General features: G+C 55.8%; 17 protein-coding genes. 6 read left to right on the forward strand and 11 right to left on the reverse strand.

The annotated features are described in order from the left end of the window. Positions 1 to 48 precede the first annotated feature (48 nt). The 6 genes from C1N69_RS11290 (at position 49) to C1N69_RS11315 (ending at position 5,139) form a co-directional block, all read left to right on the forward strand. Positions 49 to 576 (forward strand): GNAT family N-acetyltransferase, encoded by a 528-nt coding sequence (locus tag C1N69_RS11290; RefSeq protein WP_155031196.1) that lies wholly within the window; start codon positions 49 to 51, stop codon positions 574 to 576. Positions 577 to 653: 77 nt separating this feature from the next. After that, the gene (locus tag C1N69_RS11295; protein WP_095440649.1) at positions 654 to 1,406 is read left to right on the forward strand and encodes a 5'-nucleotidase, lipoprotein e(P4) family; all 753 of its coding nucleotides are present in this window, start codon (positions 654 to 656) and stop codon (positions 1,404 to 1,406) included. Positions 1,407 to 1,548: 142 nt separating this feature from the next. Continuing rightward, positions 1,549 to 2,535, forward strand: coding sequence for an MBL fold metallo-hydrolase (locus tag C1N69_RS11300; RefSeq protein WP_155031197.1), 987 nt, complete (start codon positions 1,549 to 1,551; stop codon positions 2,533 to 2,535). 1 nt (position 2,536) lies between these two features. Continuing rightward, on the forward strand, positions 2,537 to 3,457 hold the full coding sequence (locus C1N69_RS11305; RefSeq protein WP_155031198.1) for a LysR family transcriptional regulator: 921 nt from the start codon (positions 2,537 to 2,539) through the stop codon (positions 3,455 to 3,457). A gap of 94 nt (positions 3,458 to 3,551) precedes the next feature. Continuing rightward, positions 3,552 to 3,839, forward strand: coding sequence for a VF530 family protein (locus C1N69_RS11310; protein ID WP_155031199.1), 288 nt, complete (start codon positions 3,552 to 3,554; stop codon positions 3,837 to 3,839). A gap of 7 nt (positions 3,840 to 3,846) precedes the next feature. Beyond that, positions 3,847 to 5,139: a glycoside hydrolase family 10-like protein gene (locus C1N69_RS11315; RefSeq protein WP_155031200.1), complete on the forward strand. Its 1,293-nt coding sequence runs from the start codon at positions 3,847 to 3,849 to the stop codon at positions 5,137 to 5,139. A gap of 40 nt (positions 5,140 to 5,179) precedes the next feature. Here the strand turns inward: C1N69_RS11315 and dsbG are convergent, their stop codons facing one another. The 11 genes from dsbG to C1N69_RS11370 form a co-directional block, all read right to left on the reverse strand. Further along, the gene (dsbG, locus tag C1N69_RS11320; protein ID WP_155031201.1) at positions 5,180 to 5,938 is read right to left on the reverse strand and encodes a thiol:disulfide interchange protein DsbG; all 759 of its coding nucleotides are present in this window, start codon (positions 5,936 to 5,938) and stop codon (positions 5,180 to 5,182) included. Between the two features lie 41 nt (positions 5,939 to 5,979). Then, a complete protein-coding gene (locus tag C1N69_RS11325) occupies positions 5,980 to 6,591 on the reverse strand; it encodes a DsbA family protein (RefSeq protein WP_095448977.1) in 612 nt (203 codons plus the stop codon). A 7-nt stretch (positions 6,592 to 6,598) separates the two neighbouring features. Further along, positions 6,599 to 8,623: a protein-disulfide reductase DsbD family protein gene (locus tag C1N69_RS11330; protein ID WP_155031202.1), complete on the reverse strand. Its 2,025-nt coding sequence runs from the start codon at positions 8,621 to 8,623 to the stop codon at positions 6,599 to 6,601. Positions 8,624 to 8,671: 48 nt separating this feature from the next. Next, positions 8,672 to 9,043 carry a hypothetical protein gene (locus C1N69_RS11335; RefSeq protein WP_059386681.1) on the reverse strand — a complete coding sequence of 124 codons (372 nt, stop codon included), beginning with the start codon at positions 9,041 to 9,043 and terminating at the stop codon, positions 8,672 to 8,674. An 87-nt stretch (positions 9,044 to 9,130) separates the two neighbouring features. Next, the gene (locus C1N69_RS11340; protein ID WP_155031926.1) at positions 9,131 to 9,691 is read right to left on the reverse strand and encodes an RNA polymerase sigma factor; all 561 of its coding nucleotides are present in this window, start codon (positions 9,689 to 9,691) and stop codon (positions 9,131 to 9,133) included. A gap of 5 nt (positions 9,692 to 9,696) precedes the next feature. After that, positions 9,697 to 10,116 carry a hypothetical protein gene (locus tag C1N69_RS11345; protein WP_155031203.1) on the reverse strand — a complete coding sequence of 140 codons (420 nt, stop codon included), beginning with the start codon at positions 10,114 to 10,116 and terminating at the stop codon, positions 9,697 to 9,699. A gap of 155 nt (positions 10,117 to 10,271) precedes the next feature. Beyond that, positions 10,272 to 11,972, reverse strand: a complete 1,701-nt coding sequence (locus C1N69_RS11350) for an AIPR family protein (protein ID WP_155031204.1) — start codon at positions 11,970 to 11,972, stop codon at positions 10,272 to 10,274. Positions 11,973 to 12,291: 319 nt separating this feature from the next. Beyond that, positions 12,292 to 13,842: a methyl-accepting chemotaxis protein gene (locus C1N69_RS11355; RefSeq protein ID WP_155031205.1), complete on the reverse strand. Its 1,551-nt coding sequence runs from the start codon at positions 13,840 to 13,842 to the stop codon at positions 12,292 to 12,294. 89 nt (positions 13,843 to 13,931) lie between these two features. Next, on the reverse strand, positions 13,932 to 14,948 hold the full coding sequence (locus tag C1N69_RS11360; RefSeq protein WP_095451278.1) for a LacI family DNA-binding transcriptional regulator: 1,017 nt from the start codon (positions 14,946 to 14,948) through the stop codon (positions 13,932 to 13,934). 28 nt (positions 14,949 to 14,976) lie between these two features. Continuing rightward, the gene (locus tag C1N69_RS11365) at positions 14,977 to 16,383 is read right to left on the reverse strand and encodes a sucrose-6-phosphate hydrolase (RefSeq protein WP_155031206.1); all 1,407 of its coding nucleotides are present in this window, start codon (positions 16,381 to 16,383) and stop codon (positions 14,977 to 14,979) included. Further along, positions 16,383 to 17,753: a sucrose-specific PTS transporter subunit IIBC gene (locus C1N69_RS11370; protein WP_045285762.1), complete on the reverse strand. Its 1,371-nt coding sequence runs from the start codon at positions 17,751 to 17,753 to the stop codon at positions 16,383 to 16,385. The genes C1N69_RS11365 and C1N69_RS11370 overlap by 1 nt, the downstream gene beginning before the upstream one ends. Positions 17,754 to 17,819 lie beyond the last annotated feature (66 nt).

Below are 17,819 nucleotides of genomic sequence, written 5' to 3' on the forward strand. Positions count from 1 at the left end.
TATCCGCTTCGTCTATTCTTTATGAAATAACTCACTACAGAGAATACTATGCAGATTCGAAAAGGATTAAATACCGACCTCGTTCGTCTTGAATGTTGTGACTTTTCTTTCACCATAAGCCACATTGCCCGAGAGCCGTTTATCCACTGTGATTTGCATATCGAAGCCGTTGCCGAGCCCTGGATAAAAACCTACGAGCTCGACATACAAACCCTTGAAAATCACTGCGTTAATCCGGACGCCATATTTCTTATCGCGGAAACGGAAGACGGTGAAATAGCCGGATTTATTACCGCCTCAATGAGCTGGAATAAATTTATTTCGGTGGATTATATTGCCGTCGATCGCGCCAGACGCAGAACCGGCGCTGCGCATAAATTAATGGCCGCCGCGCACGTCTGGGCCCGCAGCGTCAATGCCGCCGGGTTACGACTGGAAACCCAGAATGTGAACGTGTCTGCCTGCCTTTTCTACCGCCATTATGGTTTTACCCTGGGCGGATACGATCGTTATTTGTACAACGCCTTACCGGAAAAAGACGAGGTCGCCCTGTTCTGGTATTACATGCTGGTATAGCGGCGCGGCATTCATCAATTTGTCATTAAATTTCACTACCCTTTCCGGATTTTAAACAAGGCGTTGAGGAAAGAAGCGTGAATTTTATGGCGAAGGCAGTACTGCTGGCATTACCTGTTCTGAGTGCGACGGCAACGGCCGCTGAGAGCAACCTGTGTGAACCAAAAGCGTACGAAATGGCGCTGCGCTATCAGCAGAAATCGGCTGAGATTATGGCCCTGCAGCTACAGACATATCGGTTTGCCACCGAGCGTTTCAATGAAAAATTAAAAAATCTGAAAACGCCCGAAAATTACGCCGTGGTGATGGATCTGGACGAAACGGTACTGGACAACACGCCTCTGCTGGTGCGCGACACAGAGCAGTGCCACGACTATACAAAATGGGACACCTGGAGCGACTGGGAGAAACAGGGGAAACCCGGTTTGATCCCGGGGGCGAAAGCGTTTCTTGACCACGTGAATCAAAGTAAGGTCCGTATCTACTATGTCTCGGATCGCATGCAGGAAAACAAAGCCGATACGCTCAATACCTTAAAAGCCCTCGGACTTCCGCAGGTCTCCGACGAAAGCGTGCTGCTGGATACCGTCAGCAAGGAAGAGCGTCGCCAGAGCATTCTGAAAAAGCAGCAGATCGTGATGCTGTTCGGCGACAGCCTGCCGGATTTCGCCGTGCAGTTTAAAAACAAAAAACCGAGCGAACAGCAGCGTGAACTGGTTGAGGCCAGCGCGGAACACTTCGGCAATGACTGGATTGTGTTGCCTAATGCCGCTTATGGCTCATGGTCTAAAGCCACGCCGGACAGCTGGAACGCACCGCTGAAAAAATAATGTCTTACGGGCCGGGAAAGCTATCGCGCGCCTTCCCGGCCCTTCGGTTTCCTATCCATCCCGTTTATAGGTCCTATCATTTCTGGGCAGCTTCTTATAATTTTACGGAGCAGTAAGATGAGCACTTTCAAAGGAGACTCGTATGCTTACCGTGAAAAAACTTGCTCTTTCCACGCTGATTTCCAGTTCACTGCTTTTTTACCCTCTGCTACAGGCCTCTGCAGAAACGCCGCAGCACGTCGTTAAACAACCGGCGGGCGGTTACAGCGTGCAGGTCGGCGACGTGCTTGTTACCTCGTTTACGGACGGAACCGTCGCGCAGGATCTGCACAAGCTGCTGCGCCGGACAACGCCGCAAAACATTGATGCCCTGCTCGCAAAAAATTTCCAGACCAACCCGGCTGAGGTGTCCATCAACGCTTTCCTGATTGCGATACCCGGACATAAAATTCTGGTGGATACCGGCTCGGGCCAGCTCTTTGGTCCTGATACCGGCGGACGTCTGGTTGAGAGCCTCGCCACGCAGGGAATAAAACCCGAGGACATCACTGAAGTCCTGCTGACCCACGCTCACTCCGATCATGCGGGCGGCCTGGTGAAAGACGGCAAGGTAGTGTTCAGCAACGCGCGCGTTTTCGTTGGCAAACCGGACATCGACTTTTTCTTTAACGACGACAATCAGAAGAAAACCGGCTACGGCAAGAACTACTTCGATGTCGCGCAGAAGACCTTAAAACCCTATCTTGACGCGGGTAAAGTGGTGCCGTTTAGCGGCACATCGGAGATTCTTCCGGGGCTTACCGGCACGGTTCATCCCGGACACACGCCAGGTTCAGCCTTCTACACCCTGACAAGCAAAGGCGAGAAGATCACCTTTGTCGGCGACATCATTCACGCCGCGGCGGTCCAGTTCCCGCAGCCTGCGGTGACCATCACCTACGATGAAGATGAGAACAAAGCGGCAAGCGTACGCGAGCATGCGTTCGCTGACTTTGTGAAAAACAAGGACCTCATTGCCGCGCCTCATCTGCCGTTCCCGGGCATCGGCTATGTGACGAAAGGCGAGAAAGGCGGCTATGCCTGGGTCCCTGTGACCTATACCAACCGGGACGCCAGCAGCGCGAAATAAGATGACGCGGATATCTGACATGGACATAGACCTGCTCCTGACGCTGGACGCCCTGCTTCAGGACAGGAACATCACCCATGCGGCCGCGCGGCTGGGCATCAGCCAGCCCGCGTTGTCCGCTCGTCTCGCGCGTCTGCGCACGCTGTTTGGCGAACCGCTGTTTATCCCCTCCCCGCATGGACGCGGGGTGTTACCCACGCCGCGCGCAGAAGCGCTTAAGCCCCAGGTGACAGGCGTGCTGCGCGGCATCAGCGCGATGTTTGCGCCCACCGCGTTTGACGCGCAAACCAGCAGCCGGACCTTTGTTATCGCGCTGCATGAGAACCCGGCGCTGATGCTCGGCACCGGGCTGCTTAACCAGGTGGGAACCGACGCACCCGGCATCCGCCTGCGCTTCGCCCTGCCGGAGATGGCTGACCTGCCGCAGCAGCTGGAAAACGGGGATGTGGACATCTACATCGGCGTGAGCGCGGGCGCTCATGACGGCTGGGTGAGGCGCAAACTCCTCGACGACGCGTTTGCCACCGCCCAGCGTAAAGGCCATCCGCGCGGAACAGGTCCGTTAGATCTGGAAAGCTACTGCGCGCTTTCCCATCTGGTGGTGTCGTCGGCGGGAGATCCGTTTACCGGCTTTGTCGACCAAACTCTTGCCGGGCTGGGCTATCAGCGACACGTCGCCATGTCCACCCAGAGCTACGCCATGGCGCCGCCGCTGGTTGCCGGTACCGACCTGGTGTGCACCCTGCCGGAACGGATGCTGAAGCAGTTCGCCAGCACGCTGGATCTCTTTGCACCACCGCTTCCGCTCCAGCCCATTACCATCAACATGTACTGGCACCCGAAAAACAGCCAGGATCCGGCGAACGCCTGGCTGCGCGAGCAGTTGCTGCGGGCGGCTGGACGTCAGGTTTGGCCGAAGTGAAGAAACCTCACGCCAAAATTGCCGCTTCCCCTCCTTTCTTGTACCCTTTCAGCGTTTACCCCAATCCCCTAAAAATCGAGACATCCGGACGCCTATGACTGCACATATTTCCAAAGATCCTTTGCATGGCGTAACGCTGGAGATGATGGTCAATGCCCTGGTGGCGAAATATGGCTGGAGCGAACTGGGCGACCGAATCAAAATTAACTGTTTCAGAAAAGACCCCAGCGTTAAATCGAGCCTGAAATTTCTGCGTCGTACCCCGTGGGCGCGCGCGGAGGTTGAAGCCCTGTATCTGGACTCTCTCAACGATGTGGGACACGCAGAACAGGAAGCGCCCGCCTTTAATCCCTGGGCCAACAGTCGGATTATCAAGAGCTAATACGCAAATGACGCGACACGTAAAACGGACTGGTGCGCTGGCTGCCTGCGCACTTTTACTTGTAAGTTGCTCCTCAAAACCGCCAAAGTCACTGGTTACCCCCCTTCCCACCGTCAGCAAACCGACGCAGCAGGCAAATGTGCCGATGCGCGGGATCTGGCTGGCGACCGTCTCGCGTCTCGACTGGCCCCCGGTGGCCTCGGTGAACGGCCGCAGCGCGGACCAACGCATCGCGATGCAAAAGCAGGCGCTGATCGCAAAGCTCGACAACCTTAAGCACCTCGGCATTAACACGGTGTTTTTCCAGGTGAAACCCGACAGTACGGCCCTCTGGTCATCAAAGATTTTGCCGTGGTCAGATACGTTAACGGGCAATATCGGTGAGTATCCGGGATACGATCCGCTGCAGTTTATGCTCGATGAAGCGCACAAGCGCGGCATGAAGGTCCATGCCTGGTTCAACCCTTACCGCGTGTCGACCAATACTAAACCGTCCACCATCGCCGCCCTGAACCGGACGTCCTATCAGACCCCGTCCAGCGTCTATGTCCAGCACCCGGAGTGGGTGCGCATCTCGGGCGACCGCTTTGTGCTCGACCCGGGCATTCCCGACGTGCGGGACTGGATCACCAAAGTGGTCACCGAAGTGGTGGCGAACTACCCGGTAGATGGCGTGCAGTTCGATGATTACTTTTATACAGAATCGCCGGGATCCGCGCTCAATGATTCCCAGACCTGGCGGCAGTACGGCCAGGGATTTGCCTCCAAAGCCGACTGGCGAAGACACAACACGCAGCAACTGATTGTCCAGGTCTCCCGGGCGATTAAACAGACAAAGCCCGACGTGGAGTTCGGCGTCAGCCCGGCGGGCGTGTGGCGTAACCGTTCATTTGACCCGGCAGGCTCCGACACCCGCGGCGCCGCGGCCTATGATGAATCCTACGCCGATACGCGTCAGTGGGTTCAGCAGGGCCTGCTGGACTACATCGCCCCGCAGATTTACTGGCCCTTCTCGCGGGATGCCGCGCGCTACGACGTGTTGACCAGATGGTGGGCCGACGTGGTGAAGCCGACCCACACTCGCCTGTACATTGGCATTGCGTTCTACAAGGTGGGTGAGCCGTCAAAAAATGAGCCAGACTGGACGGTTCAGGGCGGCGTGCCGGAGTTGAAAAAACAGCTCGATCTCAACGATTCGCTGCCCAACGTTAACGGCACCATCCTGTTCCGGGAAGATTACCTCAACCGCCCGCAGACGCAGCAGGCGGTGAATTACCTGAAGGGACGCTGGGGTGGCTGAATGACAACCAGGCAGAAACGCCCCGTTTCTGCCTGGTTAATTACGGCTTCGGCCCGAACATCGACTCAAGCTGCTGCGCATCCGGCATACCGACCACCTGCTGCAGCTCATTTTCCGCATTCAGATAATAAATGGCTGGCGTGGCGTTAGCGCCCAGGCTGTCCATCAGCGCCTGGTGCTTCTGCAGTATCGCTACCGTTTCGCGGGAAGCATCACCCTCTGGCTTCGGCAACTTTTTCCCACCGGAAAGCTCGTATTCGCGCCAGGCCGCCACCGGATCTTTCGCATTCAGAATGGCGGCGGCGTTACGTCCGCTGTTGGGGTTGAGGAACGCCACCAGCAGCGTGTTGAGCTGCACCTTGCCCGCCTTCACCCACGGCTGCGCCTCGGACCAGAACTGCTTGCAGTACGGACAGAACGGATCGGCAAAGACAAAGACCTTACGCGGGGCGCTATCCGCCCCTTCCTTCAGGGGATGTGCCGCGTTGAGGTTTTTCCACATCTCGCGTCCCATCGGGGCGTAGATCTCTTTCTGGAAGTAGCCCTCGCTGAGGTTCTTCCCTTTGTCATCATAAAGATAACCTGAGATCACGTGTTTGCCGTCCGGCGTTAAAAACAGCGTGACGCCCATGTCCTGATACTGCCCCAGCCAGGCTGGCGTCCCGCCGGGGGCGTCCAGCTTCTTGATGATTTTAATGTTCTGCTGCTCGCTGAAGTGCTTCACCACATCCGGTATGGCTTCAGCCGCCTGTACCAGCCCTGACGTCGCCAGTGCCGAAAGTAACAGTAATTTTTTCATTTCCCTCTCCGGTTTGTCGGGGGCATTCCGCCCCCTTCAGGTTAGCGGTTTTTCAGTGCGTCACTGACCATTTCGTCGAACTGTTCGAACGGCACCCAGCCGGGAAGTAGCCCCTCGCCGATAAGGGTGGCGGGCGTGCCCTGGATCCCCATTTTTTCCGCGACGATCAGGCTGCGCTTGATCGTCAGCAGGCTCTCGTCATCCGGCGTCGTCACGTTCACGCCCGCCCGCTTCTGCGCCTCCTGAATGCTGGCCTCATCGTGGTACCCCTTTTTCGCCATCAGGGTATGGTTGAGTTTCATAAACTGCTCAGGATGCGCACGCCAGACGGTTAGCGCATCCCGCGCCGCGGTGAGCGAACTTTCCGAACGGAAAGGTAAAAATTTAAAGACTACCGCCACGTCCGGGTGTTTTTCGACAATCTTCTCCAGGTACGGATCGAATTTTTTACAGTACGGACAGTTGTAGTCGGTAAACACCACGAGGGTGAGCTTTGGGTTTTTCGCGCCGATGCGCGGGGAATTCGGGTCGTTAAACAGAAAATCAGCGATCATCTGCTGCGCGCGCTGCTCCTGGTCCGGCGTCAGCGGCTGGGCCGCGAACACCTGAACCGGGGCCAGCAGGAGCAGAAGCGTAATAAGGAGTGTTTTCATCGTACAGTTAGCCTTTTGCGTTGTTCAGGGTGGTGACCAGGGTGCGCTTGTCCAGCAGCGGCGAGAGGATTTCGCCATCAGGCAGGCCGGGGCCATACACCGCGTTAAACGGGATGGCGTAGCGGTTTCGCTTCGCCAGAAACGCCGCGATGAGCTCGGACGGCTGGCTCCAGTCTCCGCGCAGGGCCACCACGTCCGGCTGGCGCAGCGCGGCAACGATCTCCGGCTGATTGAGCACCCGATGCTCGTTCACCTTACAGGTCACGCACCAGTCGGCAGAGATATCCACGAACACCCGTTTTCCCTGCGCCAGCGCCTGTTCTATGGCCGCTTCACTGAGCGGCTGCCACGGGATGGTCTGCGCGGTATTTTGCGCCGGCGCGTCGGGCGGCGCGTTAAGCAGACCGCGCACCTGATATCCGCCGAACGCCGACAGCGCGATAACCACGAGCCAGAACAGCGGCGAGGCCGTTTGCCGCTTCATTGCGAACAGCGCCAGCGTGACGGCGACCAGCATCAGCAGCACCACCTGAGTGACCCTGTCGCCCAGATGCAGGCTCAGCAGCGTCGCCAGCCAGAGGCTGGAGGCCAGCATCATCAGGCCGAGAACGCTTTTTAGCGTGTTCATCCAGCGGCCGGGTTTTGGCAGCAGCAGGGCCGTTTTCGGCACCAGGGCGACAAACAGCCACGGCAGGCTCATGCCCAGGCCGAGCATCAGGAAGATAAGCCACAGGGCGTGCAGCGGCGCGCCAAGGGCAAAGGCGACCGCGGTACCGAGGAACGGCGCGGAGCATGGGGTCGCCAGCAGCGTGGCGAACATCCCTTCACAGAAGCTACCGCCAATCCCCGTCCCTCCTGCCGTTGCCAGTCGCCCGGCGGCGGCTGAGGGCAGGAGCATCTCAAACGTTCCAAACAGGTTCAGCGCAAACAGGAAGGTGACGGCGACCATCATGCCGATAAACCAGGGGTTCTGGAACTGAATGCCCCATCCCAGCGACGCGCCAGCCAGCTTCAGCGCGGTGACCATCCCGGCCAGCAGCATAAAGGAGGTGAGGATCCCGGCGCTGGTGGCCAGAAAGCGCAGCCGGATGGCGCGGCTGTTCGATCCCGCCTGCAGGATGCTGTTGAGCTTCATGCCCATCACCGGCAGTACACAGGGCATCAGGTTCAGGATCAGCCCGCCCAATAGCGCAAACAGCACCATTTTGCCGATCCCGTCCACCACTGAAGTCTCTTCGGGCGTTGTCCCAACGGTCATGGTGGTTTGCTGCGCGCGATCGCCATTGGTCAGCACAAACGACAGCGCTTTGCCCTTCAGCGAGGCGGGCTTATCGCCCCATTCATCGGTGACGGGGACCGTTACCCGAAGCGTATTGCCGTCGTGTTTAATGACCGGCTCGCCGGGCAGAATGTCACCCTCCAGCGGGTCAAAGAAGATCCCCGGATTATCCCATTTCCCGTCCGTCGTCCCCGTCACCACCAGGTTGCCGTCAGAAAGCCAGGCCGACAAATCGGCGGAAACGCCGGAGGTGCCCGGCACGGCGCGCATCGCTTGCGCGAAGGCGTTGCGGAAGCCCTCATCCACCGGTTGGGTAAAATCGAGGTGCAGCGGGTAGTCCGTCAGCAGACAGACGTTGCTGCAGGTAGAGAGCGTGAGCGTCCCGTCGAGCGTGTCGCCCCTCACCCCGTCGAGCGTAATCGGAATAGTGACCTTATCGTGATAGCCCTGCGTGGTCATGCCGGAGATATCGAAGCGCGACGGGACCGGCCAGGACCAGCTGTCCGTTACGCCGTCCGGCCAGCGGATTTGCGGCGCCACGCCGCCCTCGCCCGGCGATCGCCAGTAGGTTTTCCAGCCGGGTTTTAGCTCAACGGTGAGCAGGCCCTTAATGTGGTTTTGTTCCCTCTCCGCCTGAAAGCGGATGCGGGCGTGATCGTTTTGGGAGGAGACCAGCCAGCCGGTGTCCGCCGCATGGACAATGCCGATGCAGGACAGCCACAGGAAGACGAATCCCCTGAAGAGGTTAACCATGTTTTACTCCGTGAACAGTGAAAAATTATCGTGCGGTGACGATGATTTTCACTCACGGAAAACGCAGTTTTTCAGGTGTATTCGGGGAGGCGGTGCCTGAACGGGTTGTTCAACGGGCGCAAACGCCCGCCCTTGCGTAAACAGCTGCAGCAGCGCGAAGAAGATAATAATGGCTGGTAGTGCACCGTCGAAGAACAGCGGCTGCGCACAAAGTAGCGAGTGTGCGCCCAACTGACAGGGCGACGGGCCGGGCTGTTCCGTATCGCTGGTTTGCGCCGGGGCATCAGCTACCAGAGAAATCTGCGGATCCAGCCCCTGTAAAAAATGGTTGAGCATCACCGCACGCTGTACGAGGCAAAGCGCCATCGCCAGACAGGTGATAATCAAAAGCCATTTTCCGAGGAGCTGACGGTTGCGCATAACATTCCAGAGTAACAAGACGCCTCGATCATAAACGATAGTGATGAATCTACAAGTGCCGGAAGTGTAAGGTTTTGTCTGTCACCTCTATTCGCCCGTTAGCGCGTCATAGACGTCCCGCAGCCGGGTGCGCAGAAACAGTACCGCCTTATGCTTGCGAGATAACAGCGCCTGTTCGCTGGCGCCGGTCTCCTCTGCCAGCATTTTAATGCTGTAGCCGTAAAGCTCGGTCTTCTCAAACACCTCCCGCTGCGGCGGCGACAGTTCAGACAATGCCTGCCCCAGCTCTTCCCACAGCAGCGTTTTGAGGTACTCCTCTTCCGGCGTGTGCGGTACGCCAAACAGGGTTTCGGCCAGCTCGTCCTCCGGGAAATCCTCGTCGTCATCGCCCGTAAAATAGCCGGAGAGCGAGACCTCGCGCTTTTTACGCGCCCGGTCGGTCATCTCGTTACGCGCCGCGCGGAACAGCCAGGCGGCGACGTTTTCGACCGGCTGTTCCACTTTCATCAGCTGATACGTCACTTCCTGCAGAATGTCGTCGGCATCATCACGGACGGACGTCCGTCCGCGAATGAAGGCTTTCAGCCGGGCGCGGCAGGCATTGAGCGCCGACATCAGCATGGATCCGCCCGCCTCCCCGGCTTTCATTTCGCTCACTCTGCTTCCGGCGCTTTTGGCGTGGCGTCGTCGCGCTTATCGTCACGATGCCCGTGCCAGCCGCAGTGCCCGCGGCCGTGACGACCAAACCCTTCGCGGCGCTGCTGAATAAACGCCTCGCGCTGCTCGGGCGTCATGTTCATCCAGCGTTCGTGCATCCGGCGGTGCGCGCCGAACATCCCCGGGCGGAACCCCAGTCCACCGAACAGAATGCGGCTTAGCACCAGAATACCCAGCGCCTGCCAGAATCCGATGGCCTTCACGCCAATGATCGCCGGAAGCAAGGCGTTCCACAGGGACATCACCAGCAGGCCGAGCACGATGAAAATCACCGCGCCGATGACTAACCCCTTGCCCATACGGTGGCGACCAAATCCGCGCCCGTGACCTCTGCCGTGCATTTCAAAATCTCTCATGGTGTTTACCTCGTTTAACGTAACTGATTATGGCTTGTGATGAGGTAGACGGATGAGGGAGGGAAATATTGCTGGAGAAAGGAAATTTTTGTGGACTTTCCCTAGTTATCTTAAGCAGAAATGCCCGCTTGGGTAACAGCCCAAGCGGGCATTCCTTAAATTTCTTTTATCAAATCTTCAAGTGACGATTGCCGTTTCATCTTTTCATCAGAGAGATCGTTAGTAGCAGTAACTATTCCAACAGCCCTACCGAATAGAGCTACAACATCCGCATCATGCTTTGAGAATTTATCAATGATCTTTTTGCAATATGACTCCATTTTTTTAGAGTTTGGCTTTGGCGCAACTTTCCCACCGACTAATATGCAAGCAATCGCTATAATATGCCATTTGTATTTTCTAATATTTTGAGGAATATCAGCGTTCGAAGTTAAAAGATTAAAACGATAAAGAGCCAAACAAGCCGTATAGTAAACAACTTCTTTAATGTCATCAGCAAAAATCTTTTCAGCAAGTTGCTCATACATACGCTGTGGATACCGATACGCAAGATCAGGTCTTCTAAAGAAAACTGAAGCTACGCATTTAACAGCAAGATGCAGTGGAAATATTCTTATTGCTGGTATATCACGGCCTGCAAACTGTCTATCACGCCTTTCCAGATATAACCGTGCATCTTCTCCATCGAAAGAATCAAAATAAGCCTCAACCTTTTTTGCTATTGGTTTAAGAGAAAGAAACTGATTTTCATCAACCTTAGTCTGACTGTTTGTAGCCCTTACCAATTCAGAGAAAACGTCCTCGTTTGAAGTCTCAACTATTTTCAAGTTAAGCATCATATTACTGTCCAAAATTTCCCTGTATTCATACAGAACATTGGATGTTTGACATCCATTAACCACTTGGAAATTTTCGAGGTGAATGTTATTGTTCTGCACCCTCACGTCAGGGCTAACAATAGTAATCCCATTATTTAGAACAGGAAATCTTGATGCGGCTTCTTTATTTCTTATCGTTTCGGCAATTTTGGCGTTAACACTATTATCAACACCGAGGAATGATCTTACATTCTCAAAGAAAACGTGACCTCTCAGAGTACCATCTTCAGTTAACAAAAGATTATTTACATAGTCTTCAGCTTTCACAACAGCAAGATAAGCCTCGTCGATTCCGTTTATTGAAGGCAGAGGTGCTAAACTAAAGGTTGGAAGTTCTGCATTTATATTGGAATAAGTACTTACCCACAACTTTGTTAATTTATCGCGATCAATAAACTCTATATTCACCTCTGAAAAAAAACCAAGATCGTCTAGTTCAGAAGTAAATCTTTTTTTTGCCAACTCCAGTTCTTTTGGTGATTTATAAACACCTGTGGCAACATATTTAACAAATATTTTTGGTTTTCCATCACGGATTTTTGGTACATTTTTAATGGTTACATCAAATATTTTACGGGCATTATTTTGCAATTCATCAACAACTTGATATTCCTCCTCGATGTTGACAAATTTTAGCACAGACTCCTTAAATTTTAAAAAATCACCTAAGTCATATGACTCACTAGTTTTTGATTGAATGAAATGAATTTCAACATCATGGTTTCGCTTTGGTTTTTCAAAGATAGTGTTTGTATCTTCAGGGGAAAGGCATAGCTCTTCATCAATTATTATTGCTATCCCATCAGTTCCATCATCAGACTCACTGGTAGTCACATCATCAAGTTCAAAGTCAGTGCAAATATGAGGTGTCAAAATAGCTTTGTTTGAAAACATTTCAAATTGTACATCTTGATCTAATGATTCAACACCAAAGCTTTTTGCGAAATTTTCCAGATGAGCCTGGATTATCCTATGCATGATATTCCCTCAGAGATAAGGTTTTAGAATAAGTTGGAAAACATGAAGAAACTAACACTGATGGAGAAATTATTCAATAATCATGTTAGCACATAATACAATCCCATGAAGTTCACCCCATGCGTATCGCTCAAACAACCCCCAACTGTAACAAATACTGCCAGTTTTGAAGAGGGATAAAATGAAGGCCAAACGTTTTATTCTACACACGATTCATCCTCATATTTCATATCAATACCCTTAGCCTCAAGGTGTAGTATGTAAATTTCCAGCCATGCTATACCTCAAAAAGGCCCCTACAGGAGCCTTAAACCATCAATCAACCCTGCACCGGCAAACTAAAACTCGAAATACTCCGCGATAGCTGCTGCGCCTGCTCTTCCAGCGAGGCCGCTGCCGCGGCGGACTGCTGCACCAGCGCGGCGTTCTGCTGGGTCACGCCGTCCATCTCGGTCACCGCCTGCCCGACCTGGCTAATCCCACGGCTCTGCTCTTCAGAGGCGACGGAGATCTGCTCCATCAGCGTATTCACTTTGTTCACCGACGAAATAATCGCGTCAATCACCGCACCTGAACGGCTGACCAGCTCCGCACCGTTTTTCACGCTGGAAACCGACTGGGCAATCAGGCTCTCAATGTCCTTGGCGGCCACCGCACTTTTCTGTGCCAGGGTGCGCACTTCGCTGGCCACGACCGCAAAGCCGCGGCCCTGGGTACCGGCGCGCGCCGCTTCAACCGCCGCGTTCAGCGCCAGGATGTTGGTCTGGAAGGCGATGCTGTTAATCACGCTGGTGATGTCTTCGATGCGCTTCGAGTTCGCGGCGATGGTATTCATCGTGTCGATGACTTCGCGGGTCACCGCTTCACCGGTGTGGGCATTTTTCACCGCGTCCTGCACCAGTTTTCCGGCCTGGAACACATTGTCGGTGTTGTTCGCCACCGTCGCGCTCAGCTCTTCCATGCTGGCCGCCGTCTGGGTTAATGCGGAAGCCTGCTGTTCGGTACGTGACGCCAGGTCAATATTCCCGGAGGCAATCTCCTGAGCTGCGTGCGTCACGGTATGGCTCGCATCGCGTACCTGAGCGATGGTTGACAGCAGTGCCTGACGCATCTGCTCCATCGAGCTCATCAGATGATCGATTTCGTTATGTGCGCTCCCCTTCACCGGCACCGGAATGTCCAGCTTACCTGCCGCAATCTTGCTGCAGTGCTCGCGCGCGAGGTTGACCGGCGCGAAGACAAAGCGCTTCATCAGCAGGCTAACGGCGATGATCACCACCACAAACAGGCTGGCGATTGCAGCAATGATCGCCAGGCCGGAGACGAAGTTACTGCTCGCATCTTCATTCAGGTTTTTGGCATATTTCTGGTGCACGGAAAGGACCTGGTCGAGAACGATCTCGTACTGGCGATCGAGGCGGGACACTTCCGGGATCAGCGCGTCAAATTTGGCGACATCGTGTGCCGCAGCGGCATCAATCAGCGGCGCAAGCCCCTGGTTGCGGTAGTTCTGCCAGGCATCCTGATAGGCACTCACCAGCGGCGCTTCATCGCTCAGGCGCGGTGACGCCATAAAGGCCGCAAACGCGTGGTCCGCTTTGGTCAGCGCCTCTTTCACGGCGGTCAGCTTTGCTGCCCCGTCCGCCGCGTTGCCCGCTTCCACCATCTTCACATACTCCATCACCCGAACGCGCAACGTACGGCTGTGGTTAATGGGGTCAATAATGGACAGCACCACCTGGATCTCTTTGTTGACGTTATCCAGGGAATTATTACTTTTAATGATGAGGCCAACGCTGGTGACAGTGCTGACAACAAAGAAGAAAAGCAGCGAGAACAGGATAATCAGGGACGACTTTTTCAACGACATAAACCAATACCTCAAGGAGAATTATTCCTTATGGTTATCGGCGCTTCCAAAACTTAAATTAATTAAAGTTATTGAAGTATCGAACCGGGCTATTTCGCTGACTTATAGCGTCGCTGCAGGGTGGCATTGAGCTTGCGCTGCAACGGCTGCGGCGTCTCCCCTTCGATTAATTTGCTAATCAAATCAAAGCAGTGCCACGCCAGCTGGCGGTTATCCTGGCGAATGGTATCCACGGGGATCGTCAGCGAATCATAGAGATAGTGATCGTCAAAACTGGCTAACCTGATATCACTTTGCAACAGGTTATGTTGGCCCATATAGCGCAACACCCCTTCCAGCAGCCCGCAGGCGGCAGCGAACAACGCTTTCGGCGGACGCCCCAGCCGGGCGCAAAGTTCGGCAAACATCTCGTAACCGGAGCTCGGGTGATAGTTGCCGTGAATGATCCACTCCGGACGCAGTTCCACACCGGCATCACGCAGACCTTGTTTGAACCCTTCCAGGCGGTCGCGCGTCGGGGATAAGCGGGGCTGGCCGCCCAGAAAATAGAATTCATCCGGATGCTGGCGTGCAATGTCCGCCACCAGTTCCGTCGTCGGGGTAATGGAGTCGGTAATTACCAGAGGCAGCGCGCTGTCGTTGATGTGGCGGTCAAACAGGACCACCGGCAGCTGCTCGCTCAGCTTATGGTAGTCCGCGTCGTTAAGCATGCTGGAGGCCACGATCAGCCCGTCCACCTGCCGCGCCACCATGTTGTTCACCACCACCGTCTCCTGTCCCGGGTTTTCATCGCTGCAGGAGATCAGCAACTGAACGCCCGCCTCGCGGCACAGCGTTTCCAGCTCGTGAGAAAAGACGGCAAAACCGTAGTTGGTGATCTCCGGAACCACCAGACCAATGGTGTGGCTGCGGTTATCCCGCAGCGAACGGGCGTGAATGCTGGGTTGATAGTGGTGCTCTTTTGCAATCGCCAGCACGCGCTCGCGCGTCTCTTCCGCCACGCGAAGCTCTTTGCTGCGACCGTTCAGGACCAGGCTGGCGGTGGCTTTGGACACCCCCGCCAGCTCCGCGATGTCTTTGATGGTGACGCGTTTTGTTTTTCTCACAACGACTTAGATCCGGCTGCCAAAACCCTCATTCTATCATGCAGGTGCGCAACGACCAGTAGCGTAATGTGATGTCGGACGCACCTTCGAATCGCACCCGGGCAGGATGGACAGGAAAATAGCGGCTGCTCATCACCCCTTCGCCGTGGTTGATGAAAATTTCAACGCTGGAGCGGTCGCACAGAACGCGTAAATGACGGACGTCGCCCTGCCAGTAGCGGGTCAGCGTTTCACCGGTTTCCAGGCTCGCGCGTTCCAGACGCAGGCCCTGCCCATCGACGCTGAGGCGCAGCGCGCCGGCAAAATCGACAATCACCTGCGAAGTGCTCAGCTCAAACTCCATGCGCGTCGCGTCGAGTACGGGCGCGGCGCTGGCGCACCCCTGCCAGTTGTGTTCATCTTCGCGCAGCGCCGCCAGCTCACGCACCGGGATCTGCCAGAGCCTGCCGTCGCGGTACCGTAATTCGCGCGGACAGGTCATCTGGTGCATCCAGCCGTGCGCCCGCGTGGGCTGCAGCATCTCTTCCCCGTCTGGTACGCCCATCCAGCCGATCAGAATACGGCGACCGTCTTCCGCCAGCGTGGTTTGCGGGGCGTAGAACTCAAAGCCCGCATCCAGTTCGTGCAGCTCGCCGTGATCAAACCGGGCGGTGGAAGAGTCAAACGCCCCGCTCATCCAGGTGGCCGGATAGGTGTTGAGGTAGCGATGTGGCTCGCGCGCCAGCCCCTGCGGGCAGCAGATCAGGACGTGCGTCCCGTCGAGGGCAAACAGGTCCGGGCACTCCCACATATACCCTGCATCCGACAGGCCGTTGACGCCGTGACCGGCGATCTCCCCACAGGATTGCCAGGCGTGCAAATCGGCTGACTTAAACAGCAGCACCTTGCCGCGCTTTTGCATATCCTGTGCGCCAAGCACCATGTACCACATCCCGTCGTGCTGCCACACCTTCGGGTCGCGCACGTGGCCGGTGTAGCCTTCCGGCAGCGCCAGCACCGGTCCCAGCTTCCTGAAGGTTCCATCCGGCTGTTCCACGGCCAGGCACTGCCAGGCGGTGCGGCTGCCGTCGTCAAACTTGACGTTGCCGGTGTAACACAGGGTCAATACGCCCGCGTTATCCACGGCGCTACCGGAATAGCAGCCGTTGCGGTCATACTCTTCATCCGGCATGAGCGCCAGCGGCTCGTGCCGCCAGTGCACCAGGTCCGCAGAGCTCCAGTGCCCCCAGCACTTAAAGCGGTGCTCGCAGTCCAGCGGGTTCCACTGATAAAACAGGTGGTAGCGTCCGGCAAACCAGATAAACCCGTTCGGGTCGTTCATTAGCCCCGTCACCGGCGCGGGGTGCCATTGCGGATAATGGCTGTCCGCGAGCGCCCGCGGCTGACCTTGCATAACGGCCTGCAGGATCGCAGGCCAGCGGGAAGGTAACTTCATTATTCAGAGTCCGTTTTATATTTCAGCAGCAGTGAGACGGTAAACGCCACGCCGAAGGCAATCACCATGCCGATAATATAGTTCAGCAGCGAGCTGGCCTGCACAATGGCCATGCCCGGAATGGCGGTCAACCCGACGGCGGTCATGTAGACATGCACTGACACCACCCAGGCACCGCCCACCGCGCCGCCAATCAGCGCGGCGATAAACGGCTTAACGAAGCGCAGGTTGATACCAAAAATAGCCGCTTCGGTGATGCCCAGCATCGCAGAAAACGCCGATGGCAACGTAATGGCTTTGATTTTGGCATCTTTGGTTTTAAACCACACCGCCAGACAGGCACCGCCCTGCGCCACGTTCGCCATGGCCCAGATAGGCAGCAGGAAGTTAACGCCAATCGATGGATTGCCCAGCAGCCCGGCTTCGATGGCGTGGAAGCTGTGGTGAATACCGGTGATCACAATCACCGAGTAAAGTCCGCCAAACAGCAGTCCCGCCAGCCAGCCCGCGTGGGCAATAAGGGTGCTGAGAATAAAGGAGATGCCGTCCCCCAGGGCGCGCCCTGCCGGACCGATAATCAGCAACGCTATAAAGCCGGAGATCACCACGGTGAGGAACGGCGTCAGGATCAGGTCTAAGGCGTCCGGAATCACGCGGCGCAGATTTTTCTCCACGATGCTCATAAACCAGACGGCCAGCAGCACCGGGAATACCGTGCCCTGATAGCCAATCATCGCGATCTCAAGACCGAAGAAATTCATGGTGTGGAAGCCCGACGCCACACCCCAGGCGTTGGTCAGCGCCGGGTGGGTCAGAATGCCGCCAAGCGTTGCGCCAAGATACGGGTTACCGCCAAACTCTCGCGCGGCGGTAAAGCCGATCAGAATAGGCAGAATGATAAACGCCGCGGAGCTGCACATGTCCAGCATGATGTAGAGGGCGTTATCCGCATTGACCCAGCCGTAGGTTTTCACCATGCCGAGCAGGCCCATCAGCAGACCGGACGCCACAATCGCGGGAATGATCGGCACAAAAATGTTGGAGAGCAGACGGGCAATGCGCTGGAACGGGTTAAGCTTGCGCGCCGCCAGATCCGCGGCTTCTGATTTACTGGATTCGCTGATCCCCGCCGCCCGGATAAACGCGGCGTACACTTTGTTAACCACGCCCGTACCAAAAATCACCTGCATCTGCCCGGCATTACGAAAACAGCCTTTTACGCCGTCGACCTTGCCGATAGCCTGCTGATCGGCAAGCGCGTCATCAACCAGCACCAGACGAAGACGCGTTGCGCAGTGAGCCGCGCTGGCGATGTTCTCTTTGCCACCGAGCAGCGGAATAAGCGCGCGGGCGATATTATCAAAATCCATAGATACCTCTGCCTGACTTCATTTTTTATGATGTTTAAACCGCTCCCGCCAGGCGGGAGCGGGATG

The organism is Enterobacter sichuanensis, assembly GCF_009036245.1.
Taxonomy (GTDB): domain Bacteria; phylum Pseudomonadota; class Gammaproteobacteria; order Enterobacterales; family Enterobacteriaceae; genus Enterobacter; species Enterobacter sichuanensis.

What these genes read in the sequence shown, in the direction of transcription:
- C1N69_RS11300 (WP_155031197.1), top strand. Translation starts at nt 1,549, where the DNA reads ATGCTTACCGTGAAAAAACTTGCTCTTTCCACGCTGATTTCCAGTTCA.
- C1N69_RS11345 (WP_155031203.1), bottom strand. Translation starts at nt 10,116, where the DNA reads ATGAGAGATTTTGAAATGCACGGCAGAGGTCACGGGCGCGGATTTGGT.
- C1N69_RS11330 (WP_155031202.1), bottom strand. Translation starts at nt 8,623, where the DNA reads ATGGTTAACCTCTTCAGGGGATTCGTCTTCCTGTGGCTGTCCTGCATC.
- C1N69_RS11325 (WP_095448977.1), bottom strand. Translation starts at nt 6,591, where the DNA reads ATGAAAACACTCCTTATTACGCTTCTGCTCCTGCTGGCCCCGGTTCAG.
- C1N69_RS11290 (WP_155031196.1), top strand. Translation starts at nt 49, where the DNA reads ATGCAGATTCGAAAAGGATTAAATACCGACCTCGTTCGTCTTGAATGT.
- C1N69_RS11335 (WP_059386681.1), bottom strand. Translation starts at nt 9,043, where the DNA reads ATGCGCAACCGTCAGCTCCTCGGAAAATGGCTTTTGATTATCACCTGT.
- C1N69_RS11365 (WP_155031206.1), bottom strand. Translation starts at nt 16,383, where the DNA reads ATGAAGTTACCTTCCCGCTGGCCTGCGATCCTGCAGGCCGTTATGCAA.
- C1N69_RS11305 (WP_155031198.1), top strand. Translation starts at nt 2,537, where the DNA reads ATGACGCGGATATCTGACATGGACATAGACCTGCTCCTGACGCTGGAC.
- C1N69_RS11370 (WP_045285762.1), bottom strand. Translation starts at nt 17,753, where the DNA reads ATGGATTTTGATAATATCGCCCGCGCGCTTATTCCGCTGCTCGGTGGC.
- C1N69_RS11340 (WP_155031926.1), bottom strand. Translation starts at nt 9,691, where the DNA reads ATGAAAGCCGGGGAGGCGGGCGGATCCATGCTGATGTCGGCGCTCAAT.
- C1N69_RS11350 (WP_155031204.1), bottom strand. Translation starts at nt 11,972, where the DNA reads ATGCATAGGATAATCCAGGCTCATCTGGAAAATTTCGCAAAAAGCTTT.
- dsbG (WP_155031201.1), bottom strand. Translation starts at nt 5,938, where the DNA reads ATGAAAAAATTACTGTTACTTTCGGCACTGGCGACGTCAGGGCTGGTA.
- C1N69_RS11355 (WP_155031205.1), bottom strand. Translation starts at nt 13,842, where the DNA reads ATGTCGTTGAAAAAGTCGTCCCTGATTATCCTGTTCTCGCTGCTTTTC.
- C1N69_RS11310 (WP_155031199.1), top strand. Translation starts at nt 3,552, where the DNA reads ATGACTGCACATATTTCCAAAGATCCTTTGCATGGCGTAACGCTGGAG.
- C1N69_RS11315 (WP_155031200.1), top strand. Translation starts at nt 3,847, where the DNA reads ATGACGCGACACGTAAAACGGACTGGTGCGCTGGCTGCCTGCGCACTT.